Here is a 26,101-nt window from a genome sequence, read left to right as displayed (position 1 = left end):
CACAAATCGCCCGGCAGCGGCACGGGCTGCAGGGCGCTTGCATCGCGGTCGATGTGCCTCATCCACGGTGGAACACGTCAACTCCGAAGGTGGCTCGGCCCGCCGATGGGCGATTTGTGCGCGGCCGAGGGCGCAGCGGAGCGGCTCAGGCGCGCGTACCCGCGCGCTTCAAGAACTGACTCGGCGCCACTGTTTGACCACAGTGAGCGCAGCGAGCGAAGGGAGTTTGGCGCCGCTGAGCCGCGCAGTGAGCACCGAGGGGAGTCGGCTCAAGAGCCGACCCGCGAACCATGAGCCCGGCGGCGGGCCGAGCCACCGCAGCGTGAGCGATCGACGCAACGAAGGCCCGCAATGTGCCGAAAACCGAATCCACCTCCCGCCCGCAAGGGTTTGTCTGCGCCCACCGCATCCAGCGGCGGTGGCCGGCGGCCAAGATAATGTGCGGCGCGCATTGAACTCGTTGGCTCGGGCCCGAGCGCAGTGCGCACGTCCCAGCTCCGCTGCCCCTGGATTGCCTGCCTCCCGCATGACCGCCCCTCGTCCGCACGATCTGCCCCGCTCCAACCAGCCCTGGCTGTGGATCCCCTCGCTGTATTTCGCCCAGGGCCTGCCCTATGTGGTGGTGATGACGCTCTCGGTGGTCATGTACAAGAACCTGGGCTTCAGCAACACCGACATTGCGCTCTACACCAGCTGGCTCTACCTGCCCTGGGTGATCAAGCCGCTGTGGTCGCCACTGGTGGAGCTGCTGGGCACCAAACGGCGCTGGATCGGCGCCATGCAGTTCCTGATCGGCGCGGCCCTGGCCGGCGTGGCGTTGACGATTCCCGGCGAACTGGCGCTACAGATGACGCTGGCCCTGTTCTGGTTGATGGCTTTTGCGTCTGCCTCACACGACATCGCCGCCGATGGCTTTTACATGCTGGCCCTGCCGCAGCGCAGCCAGGCGGCCTTTGTCGGCGTGCGTTCCACGTTTTACCGCCTGGCCAATATCGGCGGCCAGGGCGGCCTGGTCTATCTGGCCGGTGAGCTGCAGGAGCGCACCGGCAGCATGGTCATGGCCTGGTCCTGGGTGTTCGGGGTGATCACCGCCTTGTTCGGCCTGTTGGCCCTGTGGCACAGCCTGTTCAGCCTGCCCCGACCGGCCAGCGACCGGCCCTCGGGTGTGCAGCCCGCCCAGCTGCTGCCCGAGTTTGTGCGCGTGTTTGCGCTGTTCTTCCAGAAGCCCGGCATCGCCGTCATCCTGGGCTTCCTACTGCTCTACCGCTTCCCCGAGGCCCAGCTGCTCAAGCTGGCCACGCCCTTTCTGCTGGACCCACCCACGGCCGGCGGCCTGGGCCTGAGCACCAAGCAGGTCGGCATCGCCTACGGCACCGTGGGCCTGACGGCCCTGACCCTGGGCGGCCTGGTCGGTGGCTGGGTGATCTCGCGCGTGGGCCTGAAGCGAGCGCTCTGGCCGCTGGTGCTGGCCATGCACGTGCCCAATATCGCCTTCCTGGCCATGGCGCTGTGGCTGCCCGCCAATCTGTGGCTGATCAGCGGTGCCCTGGCCGTGGAACAGTTTGGTTATGGCCTGGGTTTCACCGCCTACCTGATGTACATGATTCTGGTGGCCGAGGGCGAGCACAAGACCGCGCACTACGCCATCTGCACCGGCTTCATGGCCCTGGGCATGATGCTGCCCGGCATGTGGAGCGGCTGGCTGCAGGATCAGCTCGGCTACACCGCCTTCTTTGTCTGGGTGCTGGTCGCCACCCTGCCCTCTTTCGCCATGGCCGCCCTGCTCAAGATTCCGGCCGATTTCGGCCGCAAGGCGGAGGCCCCGTGAAGCGCCGCCAGCTTCTGGCCTGCGGGCTGTCTCCCGTGATCGGCAGCGGCCTGGGCTTGGCTGGCTGCGCCGAGGCCCCGTTGCGCCTGCCGCCCCTGCCAGGTGAGCTGCGCCTGGAGCCCGCGCCCGAGCTGCTGGCCCAGGCGCCGCTGCCGCTGCGAGAGTTCCGCGCCGTCTGGGTGGCCACGGTGGCCAATATCGACTGGCCCAGCCGCAAGGGCCTGAGCAGCGCCCAGCAGCAGGCGGAAGCCATCACCCTGCTGGACCTGGCCGTGCAGCTGCAGCTCAATGCCGTCATCCTGCAGGTGCGGCCCAGCGCCGATGCCTTGTTCGATTCGCCGCTGGAGCCCTGGAGCGAGTACCTCAGCGGCAGCCAAGGCCAGGCGCCCGAGCCCTTCTACGACCCGCTGGCTTTCTGGATCGATCAAGCCCACCAGCGCGGCCTGGAGCTGCATGCCTGGCTCAACCCCTTCCGCGCCCGCCAGAGCCAGGCCAGCAGCGCCGCCGCCGCCCAACACCTGAGCCGCAGCCAGCCGCAATGGGTGCGGCGCTATGGCGACCAGCTCTGGATCGACCCCGGTGAGCCCGCCGCCGCCGACCACACCCTGGCCGTGGTCGAGGACCTGCTGCGCCGCTACGAGATCGACGGCCTGCACCTGGACGATTACTTCTACCCCTACCCGGTCAACGACACGGCCGGGCGCGAGCTCGATTTCCCGGACGAACCCAGCTGGACCCGCTACCGCGAGGCCGGCGGCACGCTGAACCGGGCCGACTGGCGGCGCCAGCACGTGGACCAGCTGGTGCAGCGCCTGCAGCAGGCGGTGCGTCGGGTTCGCCCCGAGGCGCGCTTCGGCATCAGCCCTTTCGGCATCGGCAAGCCGGCGCTGCGCCCTGAGGGCATCGCCGGTTTCAGCCAGTACGACAAGCTGTATGCCGATGTGGAACGCTGGCTGGCCGAGGGCTGGGTGGACTATCTGGTGCCCCAGCTCTACTGGCCGATCGCACAAAAGGCCCAGGCCTTCGGCCCCTTGCTGGACTACTGGCATGGCCAGAACCCGCTGGGCCGCCACATCTGGCCGGGCCTGTTCAGCAGCAAGGTGACCGACAAGGCCGACAGCTGGCCGGTGGACGAGTTGCTGCAGCAGATCGCCCTGCTGCGCGAGCGCCGGCCCGGCAGCGGCCACGCCCACTTCAGCATGGTGGCCCTGGCGCAGAACCGGCGCGGCCTGGCCGATGCGCTGCGCCAGCAGGCCTACAGCCAGCCCGCCCTGGTGCCGGCCACGCCCTGGCTGGCCGGGGCCGCAGCGCCCGACGTTCCCGCCCTGGATTGGCGCTGCCATCGCGACGTCCAGAACAACGGTGAGGCGCAGCTGATCTTGCGCCTGCAGCCCGGCAACAGGCATGCCGGCAGCTGGCGCTACTGGGTGCAGATCCGCCATGCCCGCGAAGGCTGGCGCAGCCGACTGATGGGCAGCCAGGCCGACGGCAGCGCCGAGCTGCGCCTGCCGGCCGCCGGCGTCGAGGGCCTGGTGCTGCGCGCGGTGGGAGGTCTCGGGCAGCTGAGGCCGGCTCAAGCCTTGCGTGTGCCGGCCGACTGAGCGTCCGACTCCGCGGCCTCCGTCAGGCCGGCAAACTGGCTCAGCGGCAGCGGCAAGGTCTCGGCCTCGGCGTGGTTGGGTGCCACGCGCGGCAGCAGCAGCTCAAAGCAGCTGCCTGCGCCGGCCTCGCTGTGCAGATGGATCTCACCACACAGCACATTGCTGACCAGGTTGTGGCTGATGTTCAGGCCCAGGCCGCTGCCGCCGCGGCCCATGCGGGTGGTGAAGAAGGGGTCGAAAACGCGCGGCTGGATCTCGGCCGCGATGCCGCAACCGTCGTCACGGATGCGCAGGCGCACATGCCCGGCATCGGGGCAGTCGGCCTGGATCTCCAGCCGCCCCTGCTCGCGCCCCTCGAAGCCATGGATGGCCGCGTTCTGGATCAGATTGCTCAGCACCTGGCCCAGCGCACCGGGATAACTGTCCATCTCCAGGCCCGCCGGGATGTCGACCTGGATGTCCAGCGGCAGGCGCTTGAGCGTAGGTTGCAGCGTCATCAGGATGTCGCGCACCAGCTGATCGAGCGCAAACACGCGACGCTGAGCACTGCTGCCATCGACCGCCACCTGCTTGAAGTTCTGCAGCAGCTCGCTGGCCCGCTCCAGATTGCCTTGCAGGATCTGGCTGCCGCTGCCCAGGCGCTGCAAGAACTTGCTCAGCTGCGAACGGCGCAAGCCCTGCTCGACATCGCGGGCCATCTGCTCGGCATCGGCGGCCAGGGTGCTGGCGGCCAGGCGGGCATTGCCGATGGGCGTGCCCAGCTCGTGGGCCACGCCGGCGACCATGCGGCCCAGGCTGGCCAGGCGCTCGGCACGCAACAGGCTGCTCTGGGTCTTGCCCAAATCGTCCAGCGCCAGCACCAGCTCGGCATTGCTGGCGTGCAGCTCGGCGGTGCGCTCCTGCACCCGGTTTTCCAGCTGATCACGCGCCTCCTGCAAGGCCTGGGCGTCGCGCTTGAGCCGCGCCTCGCGCTGCGCCAGCTCCGCGCCCATCTGCGCAAAGCTGCGGCCGAGATCACCGAGCTCGTCCTCGCGCAGCTCCGCCTCGCCGTGCGCGATCTCAAACCGCCCCTCGCTGACCCCCTGCACGGCGCTGCGCAGCTCGGCTATCGGCCGGCTGATCTGGCGCCGCACGATCCAGCCCAGCAGGCTCATCAGCACCAGCAAGGCCACGGCCCCGACCATCAGGATGTTCTCGCTGCTACGCGCCACGCCCGCATCGAGGTGCGCGCGGGGATAGACGCTGACGAACAGCCAGTCGGGCCCGGCAATGCGGGCCACGCCCAGCAGATGGCGGCCATCGGCGCTGAGGCTGACAGCAGCCTGGCCTTCGGCCGGCGGCGCCAGGGCGGCGATTTCATCGAGCAGGGGGTCGCGGATTTGGTCGAGTTTGAGCTTGCCCTGGGCCGCCTCGATGCGCTCGGCAAAACCGGGGTGGGCAATCAGGTGGCCATCGCGGCTGAGGATCAGGCTGTAGGTGCCGGGCAGGCTGTCGCTGACGGTGCGTTTGAGCAGACTGGCGACCGACACATCCTGCGAGACGCAAGCGATCCAGCGCCCCTCGAAATCAATCGGCAGCACGGTCGACACCATGTAGATGCGCGCCTTGTCGTCGTAGTAGACCGGGGTCCAGCGATTGCTGCGGCTGGGGTTGCGTTCAGGCGAAGCGCCAGCCACCGGCGGGTAGTCGAAGTTGTTGGTCTCCGGCGTGGCCTCGGCGCCCCAGTTGACCGAGGGCGAGAACATGATCAGGCCCTGGCCCGGCAGGTCGAAGTAGGCGGAGTAGTAGCGCGCCGTCAGCGGCGGGCCCCATTCGCGCAGCAGATCGAAGGCCACCTGGGTTTGCCACATCAGGCTGTCGTTGAGCTCGGCCTGCGCGCGCAGGTAGACGCTGGGCAGACGGCGGTGGTCATCGAGCTCGGGGCGCAGGCGCAGCAGCTGGTCGGGCGAACGGGCAAACCAGCGCCGGAACTCGCCCTGCCAGCCCGGCGGCCGGGCAGCCGCCAGGCGGCGCAGATACTCGGCGCGCAGCAGCTCGACATTGCGTTCGGCGAGGGCAAAGTCTTCGCCACTGGCGCGCGCCCGCTCCATCACGGTGCTGCGCAACTCCTCCATGGCCTGGGCCTCGACATCGCGCTGGCTGACATGCTGAACCAGCCAGGTCAGGCCCAGCATGCTCACGATCAGGGCCAGGCTGAGCCGCCACAGCAAGCCACGGGCCAGGGTCGCATCGACATGCGCCCACGCTTTCGCCCGCTGCCACCCGCCCGTCCATCGCCCCATCCGCCATCACCTGCTTCAAGTGGAGGAGGCTGGATCATGCCGCAAGCGCGGCGCCACGGCTGTGGCGATTTCCCCCCGTTTTCAGCCCAGCCAGTGCAGCCAATGGCCGTGGGCATGGGACCAGGCCAAAGCCCAAGCGCTGAGCTGGCCATCGGGCGCCAAGGCTTGAACAGTCCAGAGTGAGGCACTCTCGGCCGACTCGCCCTCGGGCGCGGGCGGCAGAGCCAGACCGGGCGGGCGCAGCGAGGCGGTTTCGGCGCTGAGCCAGAGCAGGCTGTGCCGGCGCATCAAGCCCTCGACCTCAGCCCGGTGGGCGGCCAGGCTGGGTGTATCGAAATAGGCCAGCACCCAGCTGTTGAACAGCACCGGCTGCACGCCGGCCGGCAGCGTCTCCAGCCAAACGGCCAGGGTCTGCAGCCCCTGCTCGACCCGCTGCACCGGGTGGCGGTCGGCTCGCGCCTGGGCCAGGGCCTGGTCCAGACGGCGCGCCCGGGCGCGGTCGTGCGGCCAGAGGCAGGCGCGCAGCCAGCGCACCGCATCTTCGTCCTGCACATCGACCGGCGCCAGATCGACGCCCAAGCGGGCCCGCAAGCGCCAGGGCGTGCGCGGCGGCTCGGCAGCGCCGCGCCACTGGCAGGCCACGGTGGGCCGCTCTGGCGCCGCCGGGGCGCCCAGCTGGAACCGGCCGTAGTCATAGCGGTAGGCATCAACGCCCAGATTGAGGCCGGCGCTGCAGCCGAAATCGAACAGGGCCAGGTCTTGCCGGCCGGTCTGGGCGGCGATGGCGCTGAGCGCCGGCCAGAGCACGGCGCAGCGCCCGATCTCGTTGGTCTGGGTGCTGCGCAGGCGCAGATGCTCGAGCAGGCGCGGCCGCTCGGCGCGCACAAAGCGGTGCAGGCTGTCCGCCAGTGCCGCATCGGGCGCGCGTTCGCCGCCCACGCTGGGGTAGTAAGCCGCCAAGTCATGCGGCACGCCGGCCAGCACCCGCTCGTGCAGAGCTGCCAGCAGCAGATTGGGCCGGGCCTGCGGGGCATGCCGCACATGGGCCATCAAGGCCAGCAGCTCGGGCGAATCGGCCACGATCTGGCACAGGGCCACGTAGAGCGGGTCGTTCGGGCATTCCTGCACCGCGAACTGGCGGTACTGCCGGGCCCAGCGCTGCAGATCGGTGGAAGGGGTTAGGTCGTCATCCATGCGCCCAGCTTACGAGGCCGAGGCCCGGCACAATGTCGGGCACCCGACAATCGCGAAAGCACGCGTCTTTTGCCTTCACCATGGACCGCACGCCCCCAGCCACCAGCGCCCACGCCGCCTTGCGCGGCCTGATGTGCGCCAACTTCCCCGAGCTGGACGGCGCGCAAATGCCGGCCGAGGCCGTGCTGCAAGGCAGCGTCAGCCTGCGCCGTCTGGCCCGCGGCCGCACCTTGTTCGCTCAAGGGCAGCCGGCCTTGGCCTTCTACGGCCTGGTGACGGGCGAGATCGAGGCGCGCTTCACCGGCCTGGACGGCACGGTCTCGGTGCTGGAGCATGTGCAGGCGCCGCGCTTGTTCGGACTGGCCGCCTTTGCGGCCGGCCAGGCGGCCAGCTATGAAACCCTGGCCACGCAAAGCAGCCAGGTGCTGGTGATCGGCCCGGCGACTTACGCCTTGCTGATGGACCGCTGGCCCGGCTTTGCCCGCGCCCTGATGGCCGAATTTGCGCGCCGCTACGACGGCACCCTGCGCCTGCTCGAGGCCTCGCGCCACCGCAGCGCGCCCGAGCGCTTTGCCCTGGCCCTGGCCCAGCTGCGCCGCGACCGCGCCGCCGGCCCGCCCGATGCCCAGGGCTGGCAGACCTTGCGCGCCACCCAGGCCGAGCTGGCCGCCGTGGCCAACCTCTCGCGTCAGACCGTCAACCAGCTGCTGCAACAGGCGCAGGCCGAAGGCCGGCTGCGCTGCAGCTATGGCCTGCTGCATCTGCGCGTCATGATCTAGCCGCGACAGCAGGCCGGCAGCCAGGTCGGCGGCGCCGTGCCAGCAAACAGACCCAGGCCCGCCGGCGCCTGGCCCGGCCGGTGCACAAAGCTGCCGAAAAGCTGATCCCACAAAGGGATGGCCGTGCCGTAGTTGTGGGCCTCGGCCTCGACCACGCTGTGGTGCCAGCGGTGCAGCTCGGCGCTGCCGATCAGCCAGTTCAGCTGCCCCAGGCTGCCGCGCAGATTGGCATGCACGGCCAGGCCCTGAACCTGCAGAAACAGCGCCGCCCACAGCATCACCTCGGCGCTGAAGCCCAGCAGCAGCCAGGGCAGCAGACGCGCCGCCTGGTTCCAGGCGGCATTGAGCGGATGGGCCAGCACGGCATTGGCGGCGTTGAGCTTGGTCGGCTGGTGGTGCAAGGCATGAAAGCGCCACAGCCAGGGGCTTTGATGTGCCCAGCGATGCAGGGCAAAGGGGCCCAACTCCCCCAGAGCTATGGCCAGCGGCAGGGCCAGGCCGGGGTGGAGATCCAGGGCCAGCCCATGCCCTCCCAGGCCTGAGCGCAAGGCCAGGCTGCTCAGCAGCAGGCCGGTGAGGCTGTCCACCAGGGCATTGAGGCCAAGAAAGCCGCCATCACGCGCCAGCTCCGGGCCGCGGGCCTGCCAGTCCTTGCGCAGGGGCCAGAGCCGCTCGGCCAGCATCAAAAAAGCCAGGGAGGCCAGACCCAGCAGGGCCAGCACCTGTTCGGGCGGCCAGTCGCGCAAGGCCCAGGCCGCCGGCGGCAGGGCGGCCAGCAAGAGCAGATGCGGCCAGTTCATGGTGTGCAAGCGGCGCGGCACGCTGGTGCCTGTTTCCAGATCGGTGTTCATGGGAGTGCATGCTGGGGCCGCCCGGCGCCACATGCATTAACCTCGGTTCATGCCACGCCCCGAGATCGCCGAAAGCCCCGCCCCCTGCCCGATTTGCGGCGAGGCCTTGCTGGCCCAGCTGCAGCAATCGCCCGCGCGCCTGGCTCGCTGGGCGGCGCTGCCGCGGCTGCCGCTGAAGCGGGGTCAGGTCTTGCTGCGTGCCGGCGACACGCCGACGGCACTCTGGTGGGTGGAGCAGGGCCTGCTGCGCGCCAGCCTGCTGGACGCCAACGGCCGCGAGCGCAATCTGGCGTTTTACCCGGAGCAGCAATGGCTGGGGCTGCCGGGCGAGCCGCAAGCCAGCGCAGTCACCTTGGAAGCGCTGGAGCCCAGCCGGGTCTGCGTCCTGCCCTATGCCGAGCTGCAGCGCTGGCAGGCCGAGGAACCGGCCCTGGCCGAGCTGCTCTGGCAGGGTTTGAACGCCCAGCTGCAAGGCCAGCTGCGGCGGGAACAGCAATGGCTGATGCTGGACGCGAGCCAGCGCTACCTGCGCTTTCTGGCCGAGCAGCCCGCACTGGCCCGGCGCCTCAAGCAGCGCCAGCTGGCCAGCCATCTGGGCATCACCGATGTGGCCCTGTCGCGCATCCGACGGCGCCTGCGCGAGCAGGCCGAGGGTCTCAAGCCTTGAGCGCAGCCTCGATGTCGGCGCTGATCTTCTCGGGTGCGTCATTGGGCGCATAGCGCTTGATGACCTGGCCATCGCGGCCGACCAGGAACTTGGTGAAGTTCCATTTGATGCCCTCGGTGCCCAGCAGGCCGGGCTTCTCGGACTTGAGCCACTGCCACAGGGGGTGGGCTTCGGCGCCGTTGACCTTGACCTTGGCCATCATGGGAAAGCTGACGCCGTAGTTCAGCTGGCAGAAGGAGGCGATCTCGCTGTTCTCGCCCGGATCCTGGCCGCCGAATTCATTGCTCGGGAAGCCCACCACCACCAGGCCCTGGTCGCGGTAGCGCTGCCACAAGGCCTCCAGGCCGCCGAACTGGGGCGTGAAGCCGCAGGCGCTGGCGGTGTTGACGATCAGCAGCACCTTGCCGCGCTGGCTGGCCAGGTCGGCAGGCTTGCCGTCGATGGAGAGGGCCTGAAAGTCGTAGACGCTGGCGGCCATGGCGAGGTTCCTTGTGATTCTTGGGAGGCGGGAATTCGCCTCAAGCCTGCATGGTAGCCGGGCTGGCCGGCGCTTGCTGAGCCGGCTTTTGCGAGCGCTCCAGGGCCGAGAGCAGGGCGGCCGCCAGGATGCAGACGCCACCCACCGCGGTCTTGAAATCCAGCTGCCCGCCGCCCAGCCACAGCGCCGACAAGGCCGCCACCGGCACCTCGATCAGCATGACGATGGCGGTGACATTGGCGGGCAGACGCCCGGCGCCGTACTGCAGCGAGAGGTTGGACAGACAGAACAGCACGGCCATGCCCGCCAGCGGCAACAACCAACCGACATGCGGCAAAGCCGGCCAGGCCACCAGACCCGCGCCCGCCATGGCCGCGGCCGCGCCGCCGGCCACAAACACCCCGCCGCTGAACATGGCCAGGGCCCGGGCATGGGCGCCGCGGGCCGCCTCGCGGCGCAGCATCACATTGTTGAGGGCAAAGCAGAAGCCACCGAACAGGCCCAGGCCGTCGGCCAGGCTGCGCGGCCAGGGCAGGCCGCCGCCCTCGGGCGCCAGCACAAAGGCCGCGCCACCCAGGGCCAGGGCCATGCGCAGGCCGGCCAGCAGGGTCAGGCGCTCACCCAGGATCAGGCGCGCCAGCAACACCGCCCACAGCGGCATCAAATAGAAGAGCAGCACCACGCGCAGCACATCGCCCAGGGCCACGCCCCAGTTGAAGGCGGTGTTGGTCAGGCCGGCCGCCAGCATCACCAGCCAGAGCGAGGGCGTGCCCAGGAACTCACGCCAGGCCTGGCGCTGGCTGAAAGACACGGCCAGCAAGGACAGCAGGTAGAGGCAGACCGTGGTCCACAAGGGGTGCAGGCCGGCCGCCTGGAACTGGCGGAAGGGCCACCAGGACAGGCCCCAGACCAGGGCGTTGAACATCAGGGCAAGAACGGGCATGGCAAGGAGAGCGGGCCGCGGTCAGGGCGGCCGAGAGGGGTCGAAATGAGGGAGAGGGAGGCGGCCGCGTGCGCAGCTTTCATGACAAGCCGGCGACGCAGCGCGGCAGGAGGGCCAGGCGAACACAGGCTCGGTTGGGCGGCCGCAACAGGCCGGGAAAAAAGGGCTGGAAAGCGCCGAAAACAACTGGCGAGAAGACCGCTCGCCAGCCAACAATGCCCAGGGTTTATAGCATGGCGAAACAAGGCCGCCTGGCTTTCAATCGCAAGCAATCCGCAGGGGGTGTTTCACGCGTTGGAAGCCACCGTCTGCCCGTCCGCAAGCTCGAGTTTTCTTGTTGTCGTTGTTCGCTACAAAGGGAGAGTCTTCCTTGGATCATCTGGCCTGCTTCAAGCCGGGGGACCTGTCGTCCACCTCGGCGCCCGACCTGACAAGCTACCGCTGGCGCCTGCTGGCCCAGGGCGACTCCTGGTTCTCCACCTCAGCCGCCAAGCTGAACGCCCATGCCAATCTGCTCCAGGAAATGGTGTTCAAGGACCCGGCCTGTGCCGTCAACTGCGCCGGCTCGGGCGAGGCGCTCAGCCATATGGTGGACCTGGAATCGGCCGCCGATTTCGTCAGCCTGCTCAGCGACGATGCCGCGCCGGTCTGGGACGGCGTGCTGCTTTCGGTCGGCGGCAATGACCTGATCGCCGCCGCCCAGACCCCTGCCCATGCGGCCGACGGCAGCGATGTGCCTCTGCACCTGCGCCTGATCCGCCACCAGACCGAGTGGGGTGCCCCATCCGCCGGGGTGGCCCGTTATTTTTCGGAGCCCGGCTGGCAGACCTACAGCGACTACCTGCGCACCAATGTCCGCCACCTGCTGACCCTGCGCGACCAGGGCCCTTCGGCCGGCAAGCCGGTCTTCATGCACTGCTATGCCGTGCCCATGCCGCGCCCGGCCGGCGCCGACGACAGCGGCCTGGGCGCTTCCGGCCCCTGGCTCTACCCGGCCCTCAAGGCCTATGCCCTGCCCAGCGCCGACTGGGCAGCGGTCAGCCGCCTGATGGTCTTCCACCTGGCCCAGCTGCTCAAGAGCATGGCCGCGGACAAGGAACAGTTCCCGGGCCTGCATGTGTTCGACTCGACCACCGTGCCCCTGGCCCCGGCAACCCCCGGCACCAGCGGCAGCAGCGGCGACTGGCACAACGAGATCCACCTCAATCACAGCGGCTGCTTCAAGATCGCCCGTGCCTGGTCGGAGCACATCGAGGCCGTGCTCAGCGGCGTCAAGACCGTCGAACCCGTGCGCAAGCGGCCCTGAGCAAACTCGCCCGCCAGGGCGCCGCACAAGAAAATCCCGCCGGGGCGTACAGCCTGCGGCGGGATTGTTCTTTTCAGCCTTCCGGCGACTCAGTGGCACTCGTCACAGCGCGCCAGCACCAGCAGGCGCTCGACCTCTTCGCGGTGCTCGACGCAGTTGCGCTCATGCCAGCGCTTCACCAGCCACATGGTCACGGCCACGATCAAGCCGAGGATGGAGATGGCGATATAGGCCGACAAGCCGATGCGGGTCATGCCGGTGTAGAGCGCGCCCAGGCCCAGGATGCAGGCCTGTTCGTTGAAGTTCTGCACCGCGATGGAGCGGCCGGCGCCCATCAGGTTGTGGCCGCGGTGCTGCAGCAGCGCATTCATGGGCACGACCAGGTAGCCGCCGATCATGCCCAGCACGATCAGGAAGGGAATCGCCGCCCACAGATTCGTGATGCCGTTCAGCACGATGATGAGCACGCCCATCAAAATGCCCAGCGGAATGACCTTGGTCGCACGGTCCAGGCGCATGTAGATGGAGGCCACCACAGCACCCACCGCCGTGCCCACCGCCACCACGCCGCCCAAATTGGAAGCCTGCGTGGTGCTGTAACCCAGGGCCAGCGCCGCCCACGAAAACACGATGATGCGCAGATTGGCCGACACGCCCCAGAACAAGGTCGTGGTGGCCAGGGAGATCTGGCCCAGCTTGTCCTGCCAGAGGCGGGAGTTGCAGGAGGCGAAATCACGCACCAGCTCCACCGGGCTGTGCGCCAGCGGCTGCAGCGGGGCCTGGGTGCGGGGAATGCTCAGATTGAAGAAGGCCGCGATCAGGTACAGGATCACCAGGCTGCTGATGGCCGCCTCGGGCGCGGTGTCAATGCCGGTGTTGATAAATGGCAGATCCAGGCTCAGCAAGATCGGCGAGAGATGCGGCCCCACCAGCTGTCCGCCGAGCAAAATGCCCAGGATGATGGATGCGATGGTCAGGCCCTCGATCCAGCCATTGGCCTTGACCAGCTGCGAAGGCGGCAGAAGCTCGGTCAGGATGCCGTACTTGGCCGGCGAGTAGGCCGCAGCGCCCAGGCCCACCACGGCATAGGCCAGCAGCGGGTGGGCGCCGAACAACATCATCAAGCAGCCAAAGATCTTGATCAGGTTCGAATAGAACATGACCTTGCCCTTGGGCACTGCATCGGCAAAGGCGCCCACAAACGGCGCCAGCACCACATAGAACAGCGCAAACATCGGGCCCAGAGCCGGAATCTGCCAGGCCGGTGCTGCCGTGCTCTTCAACAACTCGATGGCGCCGACCAGCAAGGCCTGGTCCGCCAGCGAGCTGAAGAACTGCGCCGACATGATGGAAAAGAAGCCTTTTTTCATGAACCCAATCGGTACTGCGGGGAAATGTCGAGCAATGAGCGAGACGACGGATGCGCGCCGACGGTCAAGCTGGGACGGTTGATTCCGGGTTTTCCCCAGGCTGCGGCCACGCCCGTGGCCGCGCCCGGTTTATAGCACGCAGCACTTTCACCGAACTTTTGCCATCCCGCGAAGCACAGGCGCGGGTGCCACAATATCGGGCATGCCACGTCCGATCGAAGCCCTCATCCACCTCCCCCACCTGGCCCACAACCTGGCCCGCGCCCGCGCCTGCGCGCCGGACGCCCAGGTCTGGGCCGTTGTCAAAGCCAATGCCTACGGCCACGGCATCGAAAACGTCTTCGAGGCCTTCCGGGCCGCCGACGGCATTGCCCTGCTGGACCTGGACGAAGCCCAGCGCGTGCGCGCCCTCGGCTGGCGCGGGCCCATCCTGCTGCTGGAAGGCTGCTTCGAAGCGCGCGATCTGGAGCTGTGCTCCCGCCTCAAGCTCTGGCATGCCGTGCACTGCGAGCAGCAGATCGACTGGCTGGCCATGCACAAGACGCACGAGCCGCACCGCGTGTTCCTGAAGATGAACAGCGGCATGAACCGCCTGGGCTTCAGCCCGCAAGCTTTCCGCGCCGCCTGGACCCGGCTCAACGCCCTGCCCCAGGTGGACGAGATTTCTCTGATGACCCACTTCTCCGACGCTGATGCCCAGCGCTTCGGCCAGGACGGCATAGCCCACCAGGTGGTCGCCTTCCAGGCGGCCACCGCCGACCTTCCCGGTGAGCGCTCACTCTCCAACAGCGCCGCCACCCTGCGTTACAACCAGCTGGGCCATGTGCGGGCTGACTGGGTGCGCGCCGGCATCATGAGCTACGGCGGCGTGCCCGATTACCCCGAACATGACGCCGCACACTGGGACCTGAAGCCCGGCATGAGCTTGCGCGCCAAGATCATCGGCGTCCAGCAATTGCAGCCCGGCGACACGGTCGGCTACGGCAGCAGCTTCACCGCCGACAAAGCCATGCGCATCGGCACCGTGGCCTGCGGCTATGCCGACGGCTACCCCCGCCATGCCGGCACCGGAACCCCGGTGCTGGTCGATGGCCAGCGCAGCCGCACGGTCGGCCGGGTCTCCATGGACATGCTGGCGGTGGACCTCAGCGATCTGCCCCAGGCCGGATTCGGCAGCGAAGTGACGCTTTGGGGCCAGAGCAGCCGTGGCGCCGTGCTGGGCATCGACGAGGTGGCCAAGGCCGCCGGCACCATCGGCTATGAGCTGATGTGCGCCCTGACCAAGCGCGTGCCCGTCACCGTGGTGCACGGTGACTGAAGCCCAGCAGGCGGCGGGGCCGCGATGAACCTCGCCTGGGCACCCGCCGACTGGGAGCTGGACTTCAGCTTCATCCGCGCCAGCGGCCCGGGTGGGCAGAACGTCAACAAGGTGTCGAGCGCCGTGCATCTGCGTTTTGACATTCAGCGCTCCAGCCTGCCACCGCTGATCAAGCAGCGCTTGCTGGCTCTGTCGGACCAGCGCATCAACGGCGAGGGCGTGGTGGTCATCAAGGCCCAGGACTCGCGCAGCCAGGAGGCCAATCGCGCCGAGGCCGTGGCCCGGCTGCAGGAGCTGGTGCAGAGCGTGGCCCACACGCCCAAAGCCCGCAGGGCCACCAAACCCACCTGGGGCTCACAGCAGCGCCGCCTGGCGGGCAAGGCCTTGCGCAGCGGCGTCAAGGCGGGGCGGGGGCGGGTCCAGGGCGACTGATACCTAGGGTTCACCCTCGGTGCGTGCAGCTGGGTCGGCGCAGTTTGCAGTTCGTCGCAGCCCTCTGGCCCGGGGCGGGCTGCTTGCGCACACTGGCTTCCATGGCAGCTCGCCATGCAAGCAAGACCGGAGCCCACCATCATGTCCCTCAGCAACGAACTCGAACGCCTGGCCGAACTCCATCAACGCGGCCAACTGTCCGACGAAGAGTTTCAGCGCGCCAAGGAGCGGCTGTTGCAGGGTCAAGCGGCCAGCCCCGAAGCTGGTGCACTGAACCGCAGCTCGTCCGCGGCCGACGCCGGCCTGGGCTCAGCCATCAACCGCCTGCAACGCAGCCGCGAAGAGCGCTGGCTGGGCGGCGTCTGCGGTGGCCTGATGGCCGTCAGCGGCACGGCCGCCTGGATCTGGCGCCTGCTCTTCCTGGCCTTGCTGTTCTGCCACGGCGCCGGCCTGATCACCTACCTGGTGCTCTGGCTGCTGGTGCCCGAAGCACCCAAGCCCGTCCCGGGCCTGGGCTGGCACAACGACGAGAGCACTCGCAAGGCGCCCTCGCTCTGAGCCCCAACTCAATCGACGCGGAAGGCGAACTCCTGCTCGAAACGATGGTTGCCCGGGCAGACGTAATGCTCACGCAAGGTGCCATCCACCGCCGCCATCAGCAGGCGGCGGGTCTTGGCATCCATCGCGCCGCGCGCGAGCAGGACTTCGGTGGCCACCACCCGGCCCTCGCGCACGGTGGCCAGGATCTTGAACACCGCCTCACCCGTCCAACTGACGGCCGGCAGCTCGGGCCGGGCCATCTGGGTGCAGACCATGCCGGCCTGGCGAATCGCCGGCTCGGCCACCGGCGGGTTCAGGACCGGCTCGACCACGGCCGGCCGCGGCGTGAAGTCCACGACCGGCGGACCGTCGTAACGGGTGACGATGTCATTGGGGCTGGGATCGCGCTGGATCACGAATTCAGGCACCGGCACCTGGGGCGGCAAAGGGATGTCGCGCAGCTGCTGAGGCAGATCCACCGGCACCGGCTGCCGCACGGGGTCGGGCGGCTTGGGCGTGTCGATCAGCACCTGCACATCGGTCTGGGCCGGTGGCTTGGGCAGGCCGGGCCGGGCAAAGCCCTGGATCAGACCCACCACCAGGGCCACGTGCACCAGGGCCGCAAACCCCAAGCCGGTGTAGCGGGCCAGACCGGGCTGAGGCTTCAGCCCCGCGTCGAACACCGTCAAGGTGGAAGAGGACGTAGAAGAGGAACCGAACTGCGGAGCATGCTGCGGAGTCATGAGAGCCATCCTTTAGATCAAAGCAAACGCGTCTTCAAGCCAGGGCCGCGGCTCTTCGGAACCGCCGGCCTGAACCCAGGCTAAAGACGCGCCCGGCCCGGCGTCAACGGCGAAAGCGGCCGCGCGCTGCGTCTGTGGCCGCACACAAACAAGCGCGGCCATGACCTCCGGGACCCTGGCGCCCCTGTGCCAAGCTCGGGGGTGCGCCGCCCCCGCTTTCGCTGCCGCAAAGCCCGTGGCGCCCATTTCTGGAGCGCCCACCATGCCCGACACCCACACCGCAGCCCAGCGGCTTGAGCACGACAGCTTTGGCGACATCGCCGTGCCGGCCGATCACCTCTGGGGCGCGCAGACACAGCGCTCGCTGCAGTTCTTCGCCATCTCCACCGAACGCCAGGCCCCCGAGCTGATCCATGCCCTGGTGCTGGTGAAGAAAATCAGCGCCCGCGTCAATGGGGAGTTAGGTCTGCTGAGCGCCGACAAGGCCGCCACCATCGTCGCGGCCGCCGATGAAGTGCTGGCCGGGCGCTGGGCCGAGGAGTTTCCGCTCTCGGTCTGGCAGACCGGCTCGGGCACGCAGACGAATATGAACGTCAACGAGGTGCTGGCCAACCGCGCCAGCGAGCTGCTCGGCGGCGTGCGCGGGCCGGCGCGGCGGGTGCACCCGAACGACGAGGTCAACCTCGGCCAGTCCTCCAACGATGTTTTTCCCACGGCCATGCACATCGCTGCCGCGCTGGCCATCGAGCAGCAGCTGATGCCGGCCCTGGACGAGTTGCGCGGCCAACTCGACCTCAAGGCCCAGGCCTTTGCCGACATCATCAAGATCGGCCGCACCCATCTGCAAGACGCCACGCCGCTGACCCTGGGCCAGGAGTTCTCGGGCTATGTTGCCCAGCTGGAGCAGGGCCGCTTGCACCTGCAGGCCGCCCTGCCCCACCTTTACCAGCTGGCCCTGGGCGGCACGGCAGTTGGCACCGGCCTGAACGCCCACCCGGCCTTTGCCGCGCGGGCTGCGGCCGGCATCGCCGAGGCGACCGGCCTGCCCTTTGTCAGCGCGCCCAACAAGTTTGAGGTGATGGCGGCGGCCGATGCGCTGGTGCACGGCCACGGCGTGCTCAAGACGGTGGCCGCCAGCCTGATGAAAATTGCCAACGACATCCGCTGGCTGGCCAGCGGCCCGCGCTGCGGCATCGGCGAGCTGCAGATCCCGGAGAACGAACCGGGCTCCTCCATCATGCCGGGCAAGGTCAACCCGACCCAGAGCGAAGCGCTGACCATGATCTGCTGCCAGGTCTTCGGCAATGACGTGGCGCTCAATATCGGCGGTGCCAGCGGCAATTTCGAGCTCAACGTCTTCCGGCCCATGATGGCCCACAACTTCCTGCAAAGCGCCCGCCTGCTCAGCGACGGCGCGCGCAGCTTCGCCCGCCACTGCGTGGCCGGCATCGCGCCGCGGCGTGCCCGCATCGAGCAGCTGCTGAACGAATCCTTGATGCTGGTGACGGCGCTGGCGCCGCACATCGGCTACGACCGGGCCAGCGCCATCGCCAAGCACGCGCACGCGCATGGCCTGAGCCTGCGCGAGGCGGCCCTGCAGCTGGGCGAGCTCAGCGGCGAACAGTTCGACCAATGGGTGCGGGTCGAAGACATGGTGGGGCGCTGAGCTGAAACGAAAAAAGGCGAGCCGCCCGGTGCGGGCGCTCGCCTTGTGGCCTGCGATCGGCAGGCTTGAATGCAGGTTTCTCGATCAGGCCGAGGTGGCGACGCCACGGCGACGACGGCTCAGTGCACCCAGACCTGCCAGGCCCAGGGCCATGTAGACATAAGTGGCAGCTTCAGGCACGGCCGTGACGGAGAAACTGATCGGAATCTCGATCGCCTGACCGTCGATCACTTGCAAGTCGAAGTGCTGGCCTTCGAAAAAGTACACATTGAAGTGGCCGGCATCGCCGCCGCCCACGTCGAACAGCAGACCCGCTTCGCTGAAGTAGGCGCCATCGTTGACGAACTTGTTGTCGTAGAGGAAGTTGCTGTCTTCCCCCAGCGGCACCAGGCCAAGGATGGTCTGGCCATTGCGCGTGCCGCTGATGCTGAGGATGTCCTCGGGCACCAGGGCGGCACCACCGGTGGTCAGGGTGCCGGACGCGGTCACGCCCGAGCCGCTGTAGGACCAGGCCCAGACCGTGTCCGCGTGGGCCAGGCTCGAGGCCAGCAACGCGGCACCACTCAGCAGCAGAGCTGCGGCTTGCTTGAACAATCTCATGACTTTTCCTTTGTTTCAGACGGCCTCACGGCCCGTGAGCACTCAACAACAAAAAACCCCGGTCCCAAGGTAGGCCGGGGCATGGGCAGCGTCAAGCGGGCAAAGCCGGAGAGGGCTTGCCCGGGGGTGTCGGCGATCAGCCTTCGCGGCGGCGGCGCGCCATGAAGCCGAGCACGCCCAGACCCGACAGCAACAGGGCATAGGTGCCCGGCTCCGGCACCGCGGCGACAGCGGCCAGGGTCAGGTTGTCGGCCGTGGGCCAGAGGAAGCCGGAGGCCGGTTGCACCGCCGCCAGAGTGGCCGACAGCAGCGGGCCATCGGACACAAAGCCGAGGAAGCTGCTGGTGGTGGCGCCGGTGATGGACTGGGTGTAGGTGCCACTGGCATCGGTGGCGGTCAGCACCACATCGCCGGCCGCGAACAGACCCGCGATGTTGGAGCCAAAGAAGTTGCCACCAAAGGCGCTGACGCCGCCGGTGAAGTTGTTGAAGGTGATGGTGTCGGTGGCGGTGTTGGTGGACAGCCAGGGATTGGCCGTGGTGCCGGCGCCGAAGAAGGAGGTGGTGGTGACCGAGGCGGTGTAGCCGTAGGCGCCCGCACTGCGGGTGATGGGGCTGGGCGTCGAGCCGGTGATGGAGAAGCCGGTGAAGGTGTCGACGCCGGGCGCAGTCACCGCCGCCAGAAAGGCGGCTTGCGAGGTGTAGACGGTCACGGAAGCTTGCGCAGCGCCGGCGGCGGCGACCAGTGCGGCCAGAGCCAGAGGCTTGATCAGGAATTTGGAGGTGAGCGACATGGACAGTTCCCTTGAAGTCATTGCGTGGTGTTCGCGATCCGAGGCGTCACAGGCAAGCGGCGCTTCGTGGCTTCAGTGTCAGCAGCGTGACAGGCGCTCACAAGACTGCGAGCTAGGGGGAACTGTCCCGGTCAAGAGGCTCGGGCCAACCCTGTGTGCCAGAGTGGCACGAGCCTTTCAGCGCACGGGTCGCGTGGCCAGATAGATGCTGCCCAGGCACAAAGCCATGCCGGCCAGCGAGAGCAGGCTGGGCGCCCAGCCCTCCAGCGCCGCCGAGATCATGAGGGCGATCACCGGGATCACCACCCCGGTCAGCGCGGCGCGCGCCGGCCCTTGTAACTGCGCCAGCTTGAAATACAGAACAAAGGCGGTGACCGAGCCGAACACTGCCAGGTAGAGCAGGCTCAGCACATAGGGTGCATGCCAGTCGAAATGCAGGCCCTGGCCGCTGAGCAGCGACATCAGCAACAGAAAGGCGGCGCCATAGCCCATGCTCCAGGCGAGGATGGGCACCAGGGGCAGGCCGCGCCGCGTCAGCGTCAGCGTCAGCACATTGCCGATGCAGGCGGCCAGCACGGCCAGCAGCCCCAAGCCCAAGCCAAGGGCGGCCGTGGGGCGCGCGCCGGTCTCGGCGATCTCGGGCCAGAAAATCAACACCACGCCGACCACGCCACCGCTGGCGCAGAGCAAGAAGCGGCGGGTCACCGTCTGACCGAAGAAGATGCGGCCGCTCAACGCATTGCCGAACACCATCAGGCAGAACAGCACCGCCACCAGGCCGCTGGGGATGTGACGCTCAGCCTCGTAGACCGAGTAGTAATTGCCGCTGTACTGCACGATGCCGGTGGCCAGCATCAGCAGATGGGCCGAGCCTGGCATGGCCAGGGACTCGCGCCGCCAACGCGCCAGCGCGAACAGCAAGGCCGCCGCGATGGCAAAACGCCAGCCCACCGAATTGAGCACCGGCACGCCGCTGTCCAGCTGGTAGAGGATCACATGCCAGGTGCTGGCCCAGATCAGCGTGGGGCCCCAGAACAGCCAGCGGGTGGAAATCGCAGAAGTCGACATGACAGCTCGCCAAAAAAGCAAAGGCCGCCCGGAACAGGCGGCCTGCGGAAGATGAATCGGAGCAGAGGGGCTCAGGGCAGACGCGGCGCCTCAGACACTGCGCTTGAAGCTGGCCAGCAAGGCCCCGGCGGCGACAAAGAGGCCGCCGAAGGTGCGGTTCATGGCCTTGATATGCGCCGGTGAACGCAGGGCCGAGAGCACCCTTGCGGCCAGCACCGTGTAGCCGGCCATCACCACCAGATCGGTGAAGCCCAGGGTGGCCGCAATCACCAGGTACTGCTGCACAAGGCTGGCCTTGAGATCCAGGAACTGCGGCACCACCGCCAGCAGGAAGACCGTGCCCTTGGGGTTGACCGCGTTGATGGCCCAGCCGCGCAGCACCAGCTGGCGTCGCGTCACCTGGGCCGCGTCATTGTCGGCCGCCACCATGGGCGTGGCTGGCGCGCGCCATTGCTGGATGCCGAGGTAGACGAGGTAGGCCACGCCCAGCCATTTGACGATGGCAAAGCCGATGCTGGAGGTGGCGATCAGGGCGCCCAGGCCCGCGCCCACCAGCAGGATCTGGGTCAGGATGCCCAGGATCAGACCGAAGGTGGTGAAGTAGCCGCGCCGAAAACCGTGGTTGAGGCCCGAGCTCATGGCCGCGATCGCGCCGGCACCCGGCGACAGGCTGATGGCCCAGGAGGCGGCAAAAAATGCCAACCAGGTCGAAAACTCCATTGACTGCTCCTTCGGGCCTGCACACGACGTCGGCCAGGCCGACATTCTGGCACCACGGGCCAGCGCCTGCTTGGGGCGAGCATCGCCCGCGCAGGCGCCGCCGAGGTGGCGACGGTGAACGAGGACAATCGCCCCATGGCCAAAGAAAAATCCATCTACACCTGCTCGGACTGCGGCGGCATCAGCCCCAAATGGCTGGGCAAATGCCCCAGCTGCGGCGCCTGGAACACCTTGATCGAGGGCGTGGCCGAGGCGCCCGGCGCGGGCGGCAAGAACAACCGCTACCAGGCCCTGGCCAAGAGCCAGCCGGTGGCGACGCTGAGCGAAATCGAGGCCACCGATTTCGAGCGCACCCCCACCGGGCAGGATGAGCTGGACCGCGTGCTCGGCGGCGGCATCGTCGCTGGCGGCGTGGTGCTGATCGGCGGCGACCCGGGCATCGGCAAATCCACCCTGCTGCTGCAGGCGGTGGAAGACCTGTCGCAGAAGCTGCCCGTGCTCTACGTCACCGGCGAAGAGTCGGGCGCGCAGATCGCCATGCGCTCGCGCCGCCTGGGCCTCTCGGGCCACAAGGTGCGCGTGCTGGCCGAGATCAGCCTGGAAAAAATCCTGGCCACGCTGGAGGCCGAAACGCCGGCCTTTTGCGTCATCGACTCGATCCAGACCCTGTACTCCGAGCATCTCAGCTCGGCCCCCGGCTCGGTGGCGCAAGTGCGTGAATGCGCGGCCCAGCTGACCCGCACGGCCAAGGCCAGCGGCTGCGCCATGGTGCTGGTCGGCCATGTCACTAAGGAAGGCTCACTGGCCGGGCCGCGCGTGCTGGAGCACATCGTCGACACGGTGCTGTACTTCGAGGGAGACACCCACAGCAGCTTCCGCCTGGTGCGGGCGATCAAGAACCGCTTTGGTGCCGTCAACGAGATCGGCGTCTTCGCCATGACCGAGAAAGGCCTCAAGGGCGTGGCCAACCCCAGCGCCATCTTCCTGAGCACCCACGGCGAGCCGGTGCCCGGCAGCTGTGTGCTGGTGACGCTGGAGGGCACACGGCCCCTGCTGGTCGAGCTGCAAGCCCTGGTCGATGGCGGCGGGCCCAGCCCGCGCCGGCTCTCGGTCGGCCTGGACCGCGACCGCCTGGCCATGCTGCTGGCCGTGCTGCACCGCCATGCCGGCGTGGCCACCCAGGATCAGGATGTCTTCATCAACGCCGTCGGCGGCGTGCGCATCAACGAGCCGGCGGCCGACCTGGCCGTGCTGCTGGCCATCCAGAGCTCGCTGCGCGGCCGTCCCCTTCCCAAGGGCTTCATCGCCTTTGGCGAGGTCGGTCTGGCCGGTGAGGTGCGCCCCGCACCGCGGGGCCAGGAGCGCTTGAAAGAAGCCGCCAAGCTGGGCTTCAGCGTCGCCGTCGTGCCCAAGGCCAATGCGCCCAAGAAGCCCATCGAAGGCCTGACCGTGCATGCGGTCGAGCGCATCGAGGAAGCGATGGACTGCGTCAGGGGGCTGTGACCCCGTCTCCGCCCGGGCCCTTGCTTCCCTTGGGGTCCGTGCGGCCGTCGGGTTCGGGCTCCGGAGAAGGTGGGGCCGCGGCGTAGCGCCCATCGCCCAGCCAGGGCCGGCCGGCGCGCTTGTTGCGATACATGGCGTCGTCGGCGCTCTTGGCCAGGCTCAGCTCGTCCTGGCCGTCCTCGGGGAACAGGGCCAGGCCCAGTGAGCAGGTGATCTCCAGACGCACGCCGCCCAGCTCCATGGGCTGGGCCACCTGGGTGTAGATCTTGTCCGCCACGCCCTGAGCCGATTCGCGGCTGAGGGCCCCGCTGAGCAAGACCACGAACTCATCGCCGCCGATGCGGCCCACGGTGTCGGTCTCGCGCACCGCAGCCTTGATGCGGCGCGCCACCGTCTGCAAGAGCTGGTCGCCCACAGCATGGCCGAACTGGTCGTTGATGGGCTTGAAACGATCCAGGTCCAGCAGGATCAGGCCCACCGGCTCGTGGTAGCGCCGGGCATGGGCCAAGGCGAAGCGCAGGCGCTCGTCGAAATGCGCGCGGTTGGCCAGCTCGGTCAGCGGGTCGTGCAAGGCCATGAAGCGCACTCGCTCCTCGGACTGGCGGCGGGCATTGATGTCCGACAGCGTGCCGATCATGCGCAGGGGCTGCTGCTGGCGATTACGCTCGACCACGGTGCCGCGAGCCAGCACCCAGTTCCAGCGGCCCACACCGCCAGCCACCCGGTACTCGGTGGAGAACTGCGCCTGGCTGCCGTCCAGGCAGGCCTGGGCCTCGCTGCGCACGCGCGGCAAATCCTCGGGGTGGATCAGGCTCCAGAACTGCTCCATGGGCAAATCGGCCGGCAGCGGTGGCAAACCCATCAGCTGCTTCCAGCGCACCGAACTGCTGAGCCGGCCGTGCGGCAGGTCCCAATCCCAGACACCATCGCCCGCACCTTCTACCGCAAAAGCCCAGCGCTGCTCGCTCTCGCGCAGGGCGCGGGTCATCTGCTCGGCCAGGGCCTGGGCGCGCTCGCGGGCATGACCCAGCATCCAGGCCAGCAGGCTCAGCAGCACGCTCAGCAGCACGCCCATGCGCAAGACATTGGGCGCGTAGTCGGCGCCATGGCGGGCAGCGAAAGCCGGGCCGGCGGACAGTTGCAGGGTCCAGGTGCGACCGCCCAGGACCAGATACTCACGCGCCTGGCGATCACTTGCCGGCGGCGCCTGCACGCCGGCTTGGGCACTGCGCTGCCAACTGGCGTCGGCACGCCGGTAAAGCAGATGGCGTTCCAACAAATCCTGGCCGTCGTACAGCGCCAGCGAGAGCGCGGCCGGCAGCTCACCGTAGAGGCTGGCCATCAGCTCGCCTGCCGCCACCGGTGCCAGCACCCAGGCCTTGAGCGCCTCGCGGCGGGCAGCGGGCGTGTCGGGCAAGGCCACACCGCGGTAGACCGGCAGCGCCAGCACAAAGCCGGGCTGGGCGGGCAGCCCCAGATCGGCCAGATTGAGACGGGCCGACAAGGCCAGGTGGCCGGACTCCTGCGCCTGCTGCAGCAGCTCGCGCAGCGCCGGCTGGGCGGCCAGATCCAGCTGCAAGAGGGCATGGTTGCGCGCCACGCCGGGCTCCATCTGCATCACCCGGTAGGCGGGTCCGCGCGGCCCGGGCTGGGCCTGCACCCAGGCCAGACCTTGCACCCCGGCGAAATCCGCCCCCAGGGGCAGGGCCTCGACATAACGCCGAAAAGCCTGGGCATCGACTTGAGGGCTGGCCGCGAGAAAGCCCTGTGCACCTTGCAACAGGTGAGCATGGGCGGCCATGCGCTGCTCGATGCGTTCGCTGACGTCGCGCAGGCTGGCGTCAAAGGCCTGGCGCTGCACGGCCTGCTCACGCCTTTGCTCGGAATGCCAGAAGCTCAAGGTCAGGCCCAGACTGATCAGGAACACGGCCAGCGGCAGGCCGCGCCAACGCAGCCAGCGCGCTTGCGAATTCAGGCCCGGCAGGGTCCAGCGTAGCTTCATGGTCGCGCCACCATGGCCCGCGCCAGCTCGGGCTTGAAGTACTTTTCAAAGATGCGCAGCAAACTGCCGTCGGCCTGCATGTCCTGGATCAAGGCGCGCCAGCGTGCTTGCTCGGCGTCGCTCAAACTGGCGCGCGACATGATCAAGCCATGCGGCACCGGCGCATCGCCGAACTCCAGCACCTGGGTCTGCTCGCGTATCCGGGCTGACTCCAGGCTCGGCAGGTCAAAAGGCTCAATGATCATGGCCTGGATCTGGCCGGCCACCAGGGCATCGAACAGTGCCGTCAAGCCGTTGGCGTGGACCAGACGCTGCTGCTCGGCCAGGCGGTCGACCAGACGGTTGGCGCTCTCGCTGTAACGGAAGCTGCGGATCACGCCCAGCTGCAGCTTGCGCTGGCGTTCAAAGTCTTCGAGCGTGCGCACCTGAGCGTCACGCCGCAGCAGCAGCTGGTAACGGTTGCGAAAGCACCAGGCAAAGCTGGCGAACTTCTCGCGCTGCGGATTGCTGATGCCGGAGAGGCTGAAATCGAGCGCCCCGCTTTCGATCAGCTGCCAGATGCGCGCACGTGGCATCAGCGAGACGAAGAACTTGCAGCCGCTGCGCCGGGCCATTTCGTCGGCGATGTCCTTGTCGATGCCGCTGCCGGTGGCCGCCGAGTAGAGCAAGCCATGCTCATGCAAGGCCAGGCTGAATGGGCGCGAACAATCCGGCCCCGGGGTCGGTGCTTGGGCCTGCACGGCCTGCCCGATCAGGCCGAAACCGAGGGCCGCAAACAAGCCGCCGGCCCACAGCCGGCGCCGCTGCCTCGACCCTGAACCCCGTAAGCGCCACCTCACCGTGCGGACTCCCTCATGCCGTCGTTCCCGTGGTCGCTCTTTTCCTGCCGGCGCCTGGATTCGGGATTTCCCTTAGGGGGACTGAGGATACGCCAAAGCCATGACTTGCCCAAGCAGCTTGTGCGAAATCACGGCCGTCCGGGCGCCTTGCACTACCATGCCGGCCCATGAATACATGGATTGGAAGCGCCCTGGCCCTGGTGGCCCTGGTAGGCGGTGGCTTGTTGTACGGCTGGCAAGGGGTGATCCTGGCCCTGACGGTCGTGGTGTTCTGGCTGCTGCTGCAGTTCTCGCGCCTGATGCGGGTGATGCGCGCCGCCTCGGAGGCGCCGGTCGGTCGGGTCGAGAGCGCCGTCATGCTCAATGCCAAGCTGCGCGCCGGCATGAAGCTGGTCGATGTGCTGCCACTGACGCGCAGCCTGGGCCAGAAGATCAGCGAGCAGCCCGAGGTCTATGGCTGGACCGACGCCGGCGGCGTGCGGGTCGAGCTGCACATGGAAGGCGGCACGGTGCGCAGCTGGAGCTTGCTGCGCCCGGAGGACGCTCCGAAAGCGCAACAAGCCTCGTAAAATCAGGGT

General features: G+C 68.3%; 24 protein-coding genes. 11 read left to right on the top strand and 13 right to left on the bottom strand.

The window, feature by feature from the left end:
- Positions 1-526: 526 nt before the first annotated feature.
- Positions 527-1,828, top strand: a complete 1,302-nt coding sequence (locus tag AC1Q6P_RS16595) for an MFS transporter (RefSeq protein ID WP_492665148.1) — start codon at positions 527-529, stop codon at positions 1,826-1,828.
- Complete coding sequence (locus AC1Q6P_RS16590) at positions 1,825-3,429, top strand: glycoside hydrolase family 10-like protein (protein WP_492665147.1); 1,605 nt, start codon at positions 1,825-1,827, stop codon at positions 3,427-3,429. Before AC1Q6P_RS16595 ends, AC1Q6P_RS16590 begins: the two co-directional genes overlap by 4 nt.
- On the opposite strand, the gene AC1Q6P_RS16585 is transcribed toward AC1Q6P_RS16590, so the two are convergent.
- Both AC1Q6P_RS16585 and AC1Q6P_RS16580 read right to left on the bottom strand, forming a co-directional pair.
- Positions 3,402-5,711 carry a sensor histidine kinase gene (locus tag AC1Q6P_RS16585; RefSeq protein WP_492665146.1) on the bottom strand — a complete coding sequence of 770 codons (2,310 nt, stop codon included), beginning with the start codon at positions 5,709-5,711 and terminating at the stop codon, positions 3,402-3,404. The genes AC1Q6P_RS16590 and AC1Q6P_RS16585 overlap by 28 nt on opposite strands.
- Positions 5,712-5,792: 81 nt before the next feature.
- Complete coding sequence (locus tag AC1Q6P_RS16580; RefSeq protein ID WP_492665145.1) at positions 5,793-6,905, bottom strand: DUF2332 domain-containing protein; 1,113 nt, start codon at positions 6,903-6,905, stop codon at positions 5,793-5,795.
- Positions 6,906-6,985: 80 nt separating this feature from the next.
- Here AC1Q6P_RS16580 and AC1Q6P_RS16575 point away from each other — a divergent pair, with 80 nt between their 5' ends.
- Complete coding sequence (locus tag AC1Q6P_RS16575; protein WP_492665144.1) at positions 6,986-7,684, top strand: Crp/Fnr family transcriptional regulator; 699 nt, start codon at positions 6,986-6,988, stop codon at positions 7,682-7,684.
- Here AC1Q6P_RS16575 and AC1Q6P_RS16570 read toward each other — a convergent pair.
- The gene (locus tag AC1Q6P_RS16570) at positions 7,681-8,535 is read right to left on the bottom strand and encodes a sterol desaturase family protein (RefSeq protein ID WP_492665143.1); all 855 of its coding nucleotides are present in this window, start codon (positions 8,533-8,535) and stop codon (positions 7,681-7,683) included. The two genes, AC1Q6P_RS16575 and AC1Q6P_RS16570, sit on opposite strands and share 4 nt — an antisense overlap.
- 49 nt (positions 8,536-8,584) lie before the next feature.
- On the opposite strand from AC1Q6P_RS16570, the gene AC1Q6P_RS16565 reads away from it, so the two are divergent.
- A complete protein-coding gene (locus AC1Q6P_RS16565) occupies positions 8,585-9,202 on the top strand; it encodes a Crp/Fnr family transcriptional regulator (RefSeq protein WP_492665142.1) in 618 nt (205 codons plus the stop codon).
- Here the strand turns inward: AC1Q6P_RS16565 and AC1Q6P_RS16560 are convergent.
- Entirely contained in the window at positions 9,192-9,680 is a 489-nt protein-coding gene (locus AC1Q6P_RS16560; protein WP_102769125.1) for a glutathione peroxidase, read from the bottom strand. The two genes, AC1Q6P_RS16565 and AC1Q6P_RS16560, sit on opposite strands and share 11 nt — an antisense overlap.
- Before the next feature lie 40 nt (positions 9,681-9,720).
- Positions 9,721-10,623, bottom strand: coding sequence for a DMT family transporter (locus AC1Q6P_RS16555; RefSeq protein WP_492665141.1), 903 nt, complete (start codon positions 10,621-10,623; stop codon positions 9,721-9,723).
- A 370-nt stretch (positions 10,624-10,993) separates the two neighbouring features.
- On the opposite strand from AC1Q6P_RS16555, the gene AC1Q6P_RS16550 reads away from it, so the two are divergent.
- Complete coding sequence (locus AC1Q6P_RS16550; RefSeq protein WP_492665140.1) at positions 10,994-11,929, top strand: hypothetical protein; 936 nt, start codon at positions 10,994-10,996, stop codon at positions 11,927-11,929.
- An 89-nt stretch (positions 11,930-12,018) separates the two neighbouring features.
- Here AC1Q6P_RS16550 and lplT read toward each other — a convergent pair whose 3' ends face one another.
- Complete coding sequence (lplT, locus tag AC1Q6P_RS16545) at positions 12,019-13,299, bottom strand: lysophospholipid transporter LplT (protein WP_492665139.1); 1,281 nt, start codon at positions 13,297-13,299, stop codon at positions 12,019-12,021.
- Between the two features lie 202 nt (positions 13,300-13,501).
- Here lplT and alr point away from each other — a divergent pair, with 202 nt between their 5' ends.
- The 3 genes from alr to AC1Q6P_RS16530 all read left to right on the top strand — a co-directional run bounded on the left by alr (position 13,502) and on the right by AC1Q6P_RS16530 (position 15,607).
- Positions 13,502-14,617 carry an alanine racemase gene (gene alr / locus AC1Q6P_RS16540; RefSeq protein WP_492665138.1) on the top strand — a complete coding sequence of 372 codons (1,116 nt, stop codon included), beginning with the start codon at positions 13,502-13,504 and terminating at the stop codon, positions 14,615-14,617.
- A gap of 24 nt (positions 14,618-14,641) precedes the next feature.
- A complete protein-coding gene (gene arfB, locus AC1Q6P_RS16535; RefSeq protein ID WP_492665137.1) occupies positions 14,642-15,049 on the top strand; it encodes an alternative ribosome rescue aminoacyl-tRNA hydrolase ArfB in 408 nt (135 codons plus the stop codon).
- Positions 15,050-15,190: 141 nt separating this feature from the next.
- Positions 15,191-15,607 carry a PspC domain-containing protein gene (locus AC1Q6P_RS16530; RefSeq protein WP_492665136.1) on the top strand — a complete coding sequence of 139 codons (417 nt, stop codon included), beginning with the start codon at positions 15,191-15,193 and terminating at the stop codon, positions 15,605-15,607.
- An 8-nt stretch (positions 15,608-15,615) separates the two neighbouring features.
- Here the strand turns inward: AC1Q6P_RS16530 and AC1Q6P_RS16525 are convergent, their stop codons facing one another.
- On the bottom strand, positions 15,616-16,332 hold the full coding sequence (locus AC1Q6P_RS16525; RefSeq protein ID WP_271007447.1) for a hypothetical protein: 717 nt from the start codon (positions 16,330-16,332) through the stop codon (positions 15,616-15,618).
- 262 nt (positions 16,333-16,594) lie between these two features.
- Here AC1Q6P_RS16525 and fumC point away from each other — a divergent pair, with 262 nt between their 5' ends.
- Positions 16,595-17,998, top strand: a complete 1,404-nt coding sequence (gene fumC / locus AC1Q6P_RS16520; RefSeq protein WP_271007448.1) for a class II fumarate hydratase — start codon at positions 16,595-16,597, stop codon at positions 17,996-17,998.
- Between the two features lie 84 nt (positions 17,999-18,082).
- Here the strand turns inward: fumC and AC1Q6P_RS16515 are convergent, their stop codons facing one another.
- From AC1Q6P_RS16515 to AC1Q6P_RS16500, 4 genes are all read right to left on the bottom strand, one after another.
- Positions 18,083-18,598: an MYXO-CTERM sorting domain-containing protein gene (locus AC1Q6P_RS16515; RefSeq protein ID WP_133155279.1), complete on the bottom strand. Its 516-nt coding sequence runs from the start codon at positions 18,596-18,598 to the stop codon at positions 18,083-18,085.
- A 136-nt stretch (positions 18,599-18,734) separates the two neighbouring features.
- Positions 18,735-19,391 (bottom strand): PEP-CTERM sorting domain-containing protein, encoded by a 657-nt coding sequence (locus AC1Q6P_RS16510; protein ID WP_102769115.1) that lies wholly within the window; start codon positions 19,389-19,391, stop codon positions 18,735-18,737.
- A 177-nt stretch (positions 19,392-19,568) separates the two neighbouring features.
- A complete protein-coding gene (locus tag AC1Q6P_RS16505; RefSeq protein ID WP_492665135.1) occupies positions 19,569-20,459 on the bottom strand; it encodes a DMT family transporter in 891 nt (296 codons plus the stop codon).
- Between the two features lie 90 nt (positions 20,460-20,549).
- The gene (locus tag AC1Q6P_RS16500) at positions 20,550-21,179 is read right to left on the bottom strand and encodes a LysE family transporter (protein ID WP_102769113.1); all 630 of its coding nucleotides are present in this window, start codon (positions 21,177-21,179) and stop codon (positions 20,550-20,552) included.
- A gap of 135 nt (positions 21,180-21,314) precedes the next feature.
- On the opposite strand from AC1Q6P_RS16500, the gene radA reads away from it, so the two are divergent.
- Entirely contained in the window at positions 21,315-22,682 is a 1,368-nt protein-coding gene (gene radA / locus AC1Q6P_RS16495; RefSeq protein ID WP_102769724.1) for a DNA repair protein RadA, read from the top strand.
- Here radA and AC1Q6P_RS16490 read toward each other — a convergent pair.
- Together AC1Q6P_RS16490 and AC1Q6P_RS16485 are read right to left on the bottom strand one after the other, a co-directional pair.
- Positions 22,669-24,684, bottom strand: a complete 2,016-nt coding sequence (locus AC1Q6P_RS16490; protein WP_492665134.1) for a sensor domain-containing diguanylate cyclase — start codon at positions 24,682-24,684, stop codon at positions 22,669-22,671. The genes radA and AC1Q6P_RS16490 overlap by 14 nt on opposite strands.
- On the bottom strand, positions 24,681-25,463 hold the full coding sequence (locus AC1Q6P_RS16485) for a substrate-binding periplasmic protein (protein WP_171826723.1): 783 nt from the start codon (positions 25,461-25,463) through the stop codon (positions 24,681-24,683). Before AC1Q6P_RS16485 ends, AC1Q6P_RS16490 begins: the two co-directional genes overlap by 4 nt.
- A gap of 227 nt (positions 25,464-25,690) precedes the next feature.
- Here AC1Q6P_RS16485 and AC1Q6P_RS16480 point away from each other — a divergent pair, with 227 nt between their 5' ends.
- The gene (locus AC1Q6P_RS16480; protein WP_492665133.1) at positions 25,691-26,092 is read left to right on the top strand and encodes a hypothetical protein; all 402 of its coding nucleotides are present in this window, start codon (positions 25,691-25,693) and stop codon (positions 26,090-26,092) included.
- Positions 26,093-26,101 lie beyond the last annotated feature (9 nt).

Source organism: Roseateles sp. GW835-FHT13E02, from assembly GCF_058794035.1.
This window is presented reverse-complemented; position numbering and strand designations above follow the sequence as displayed.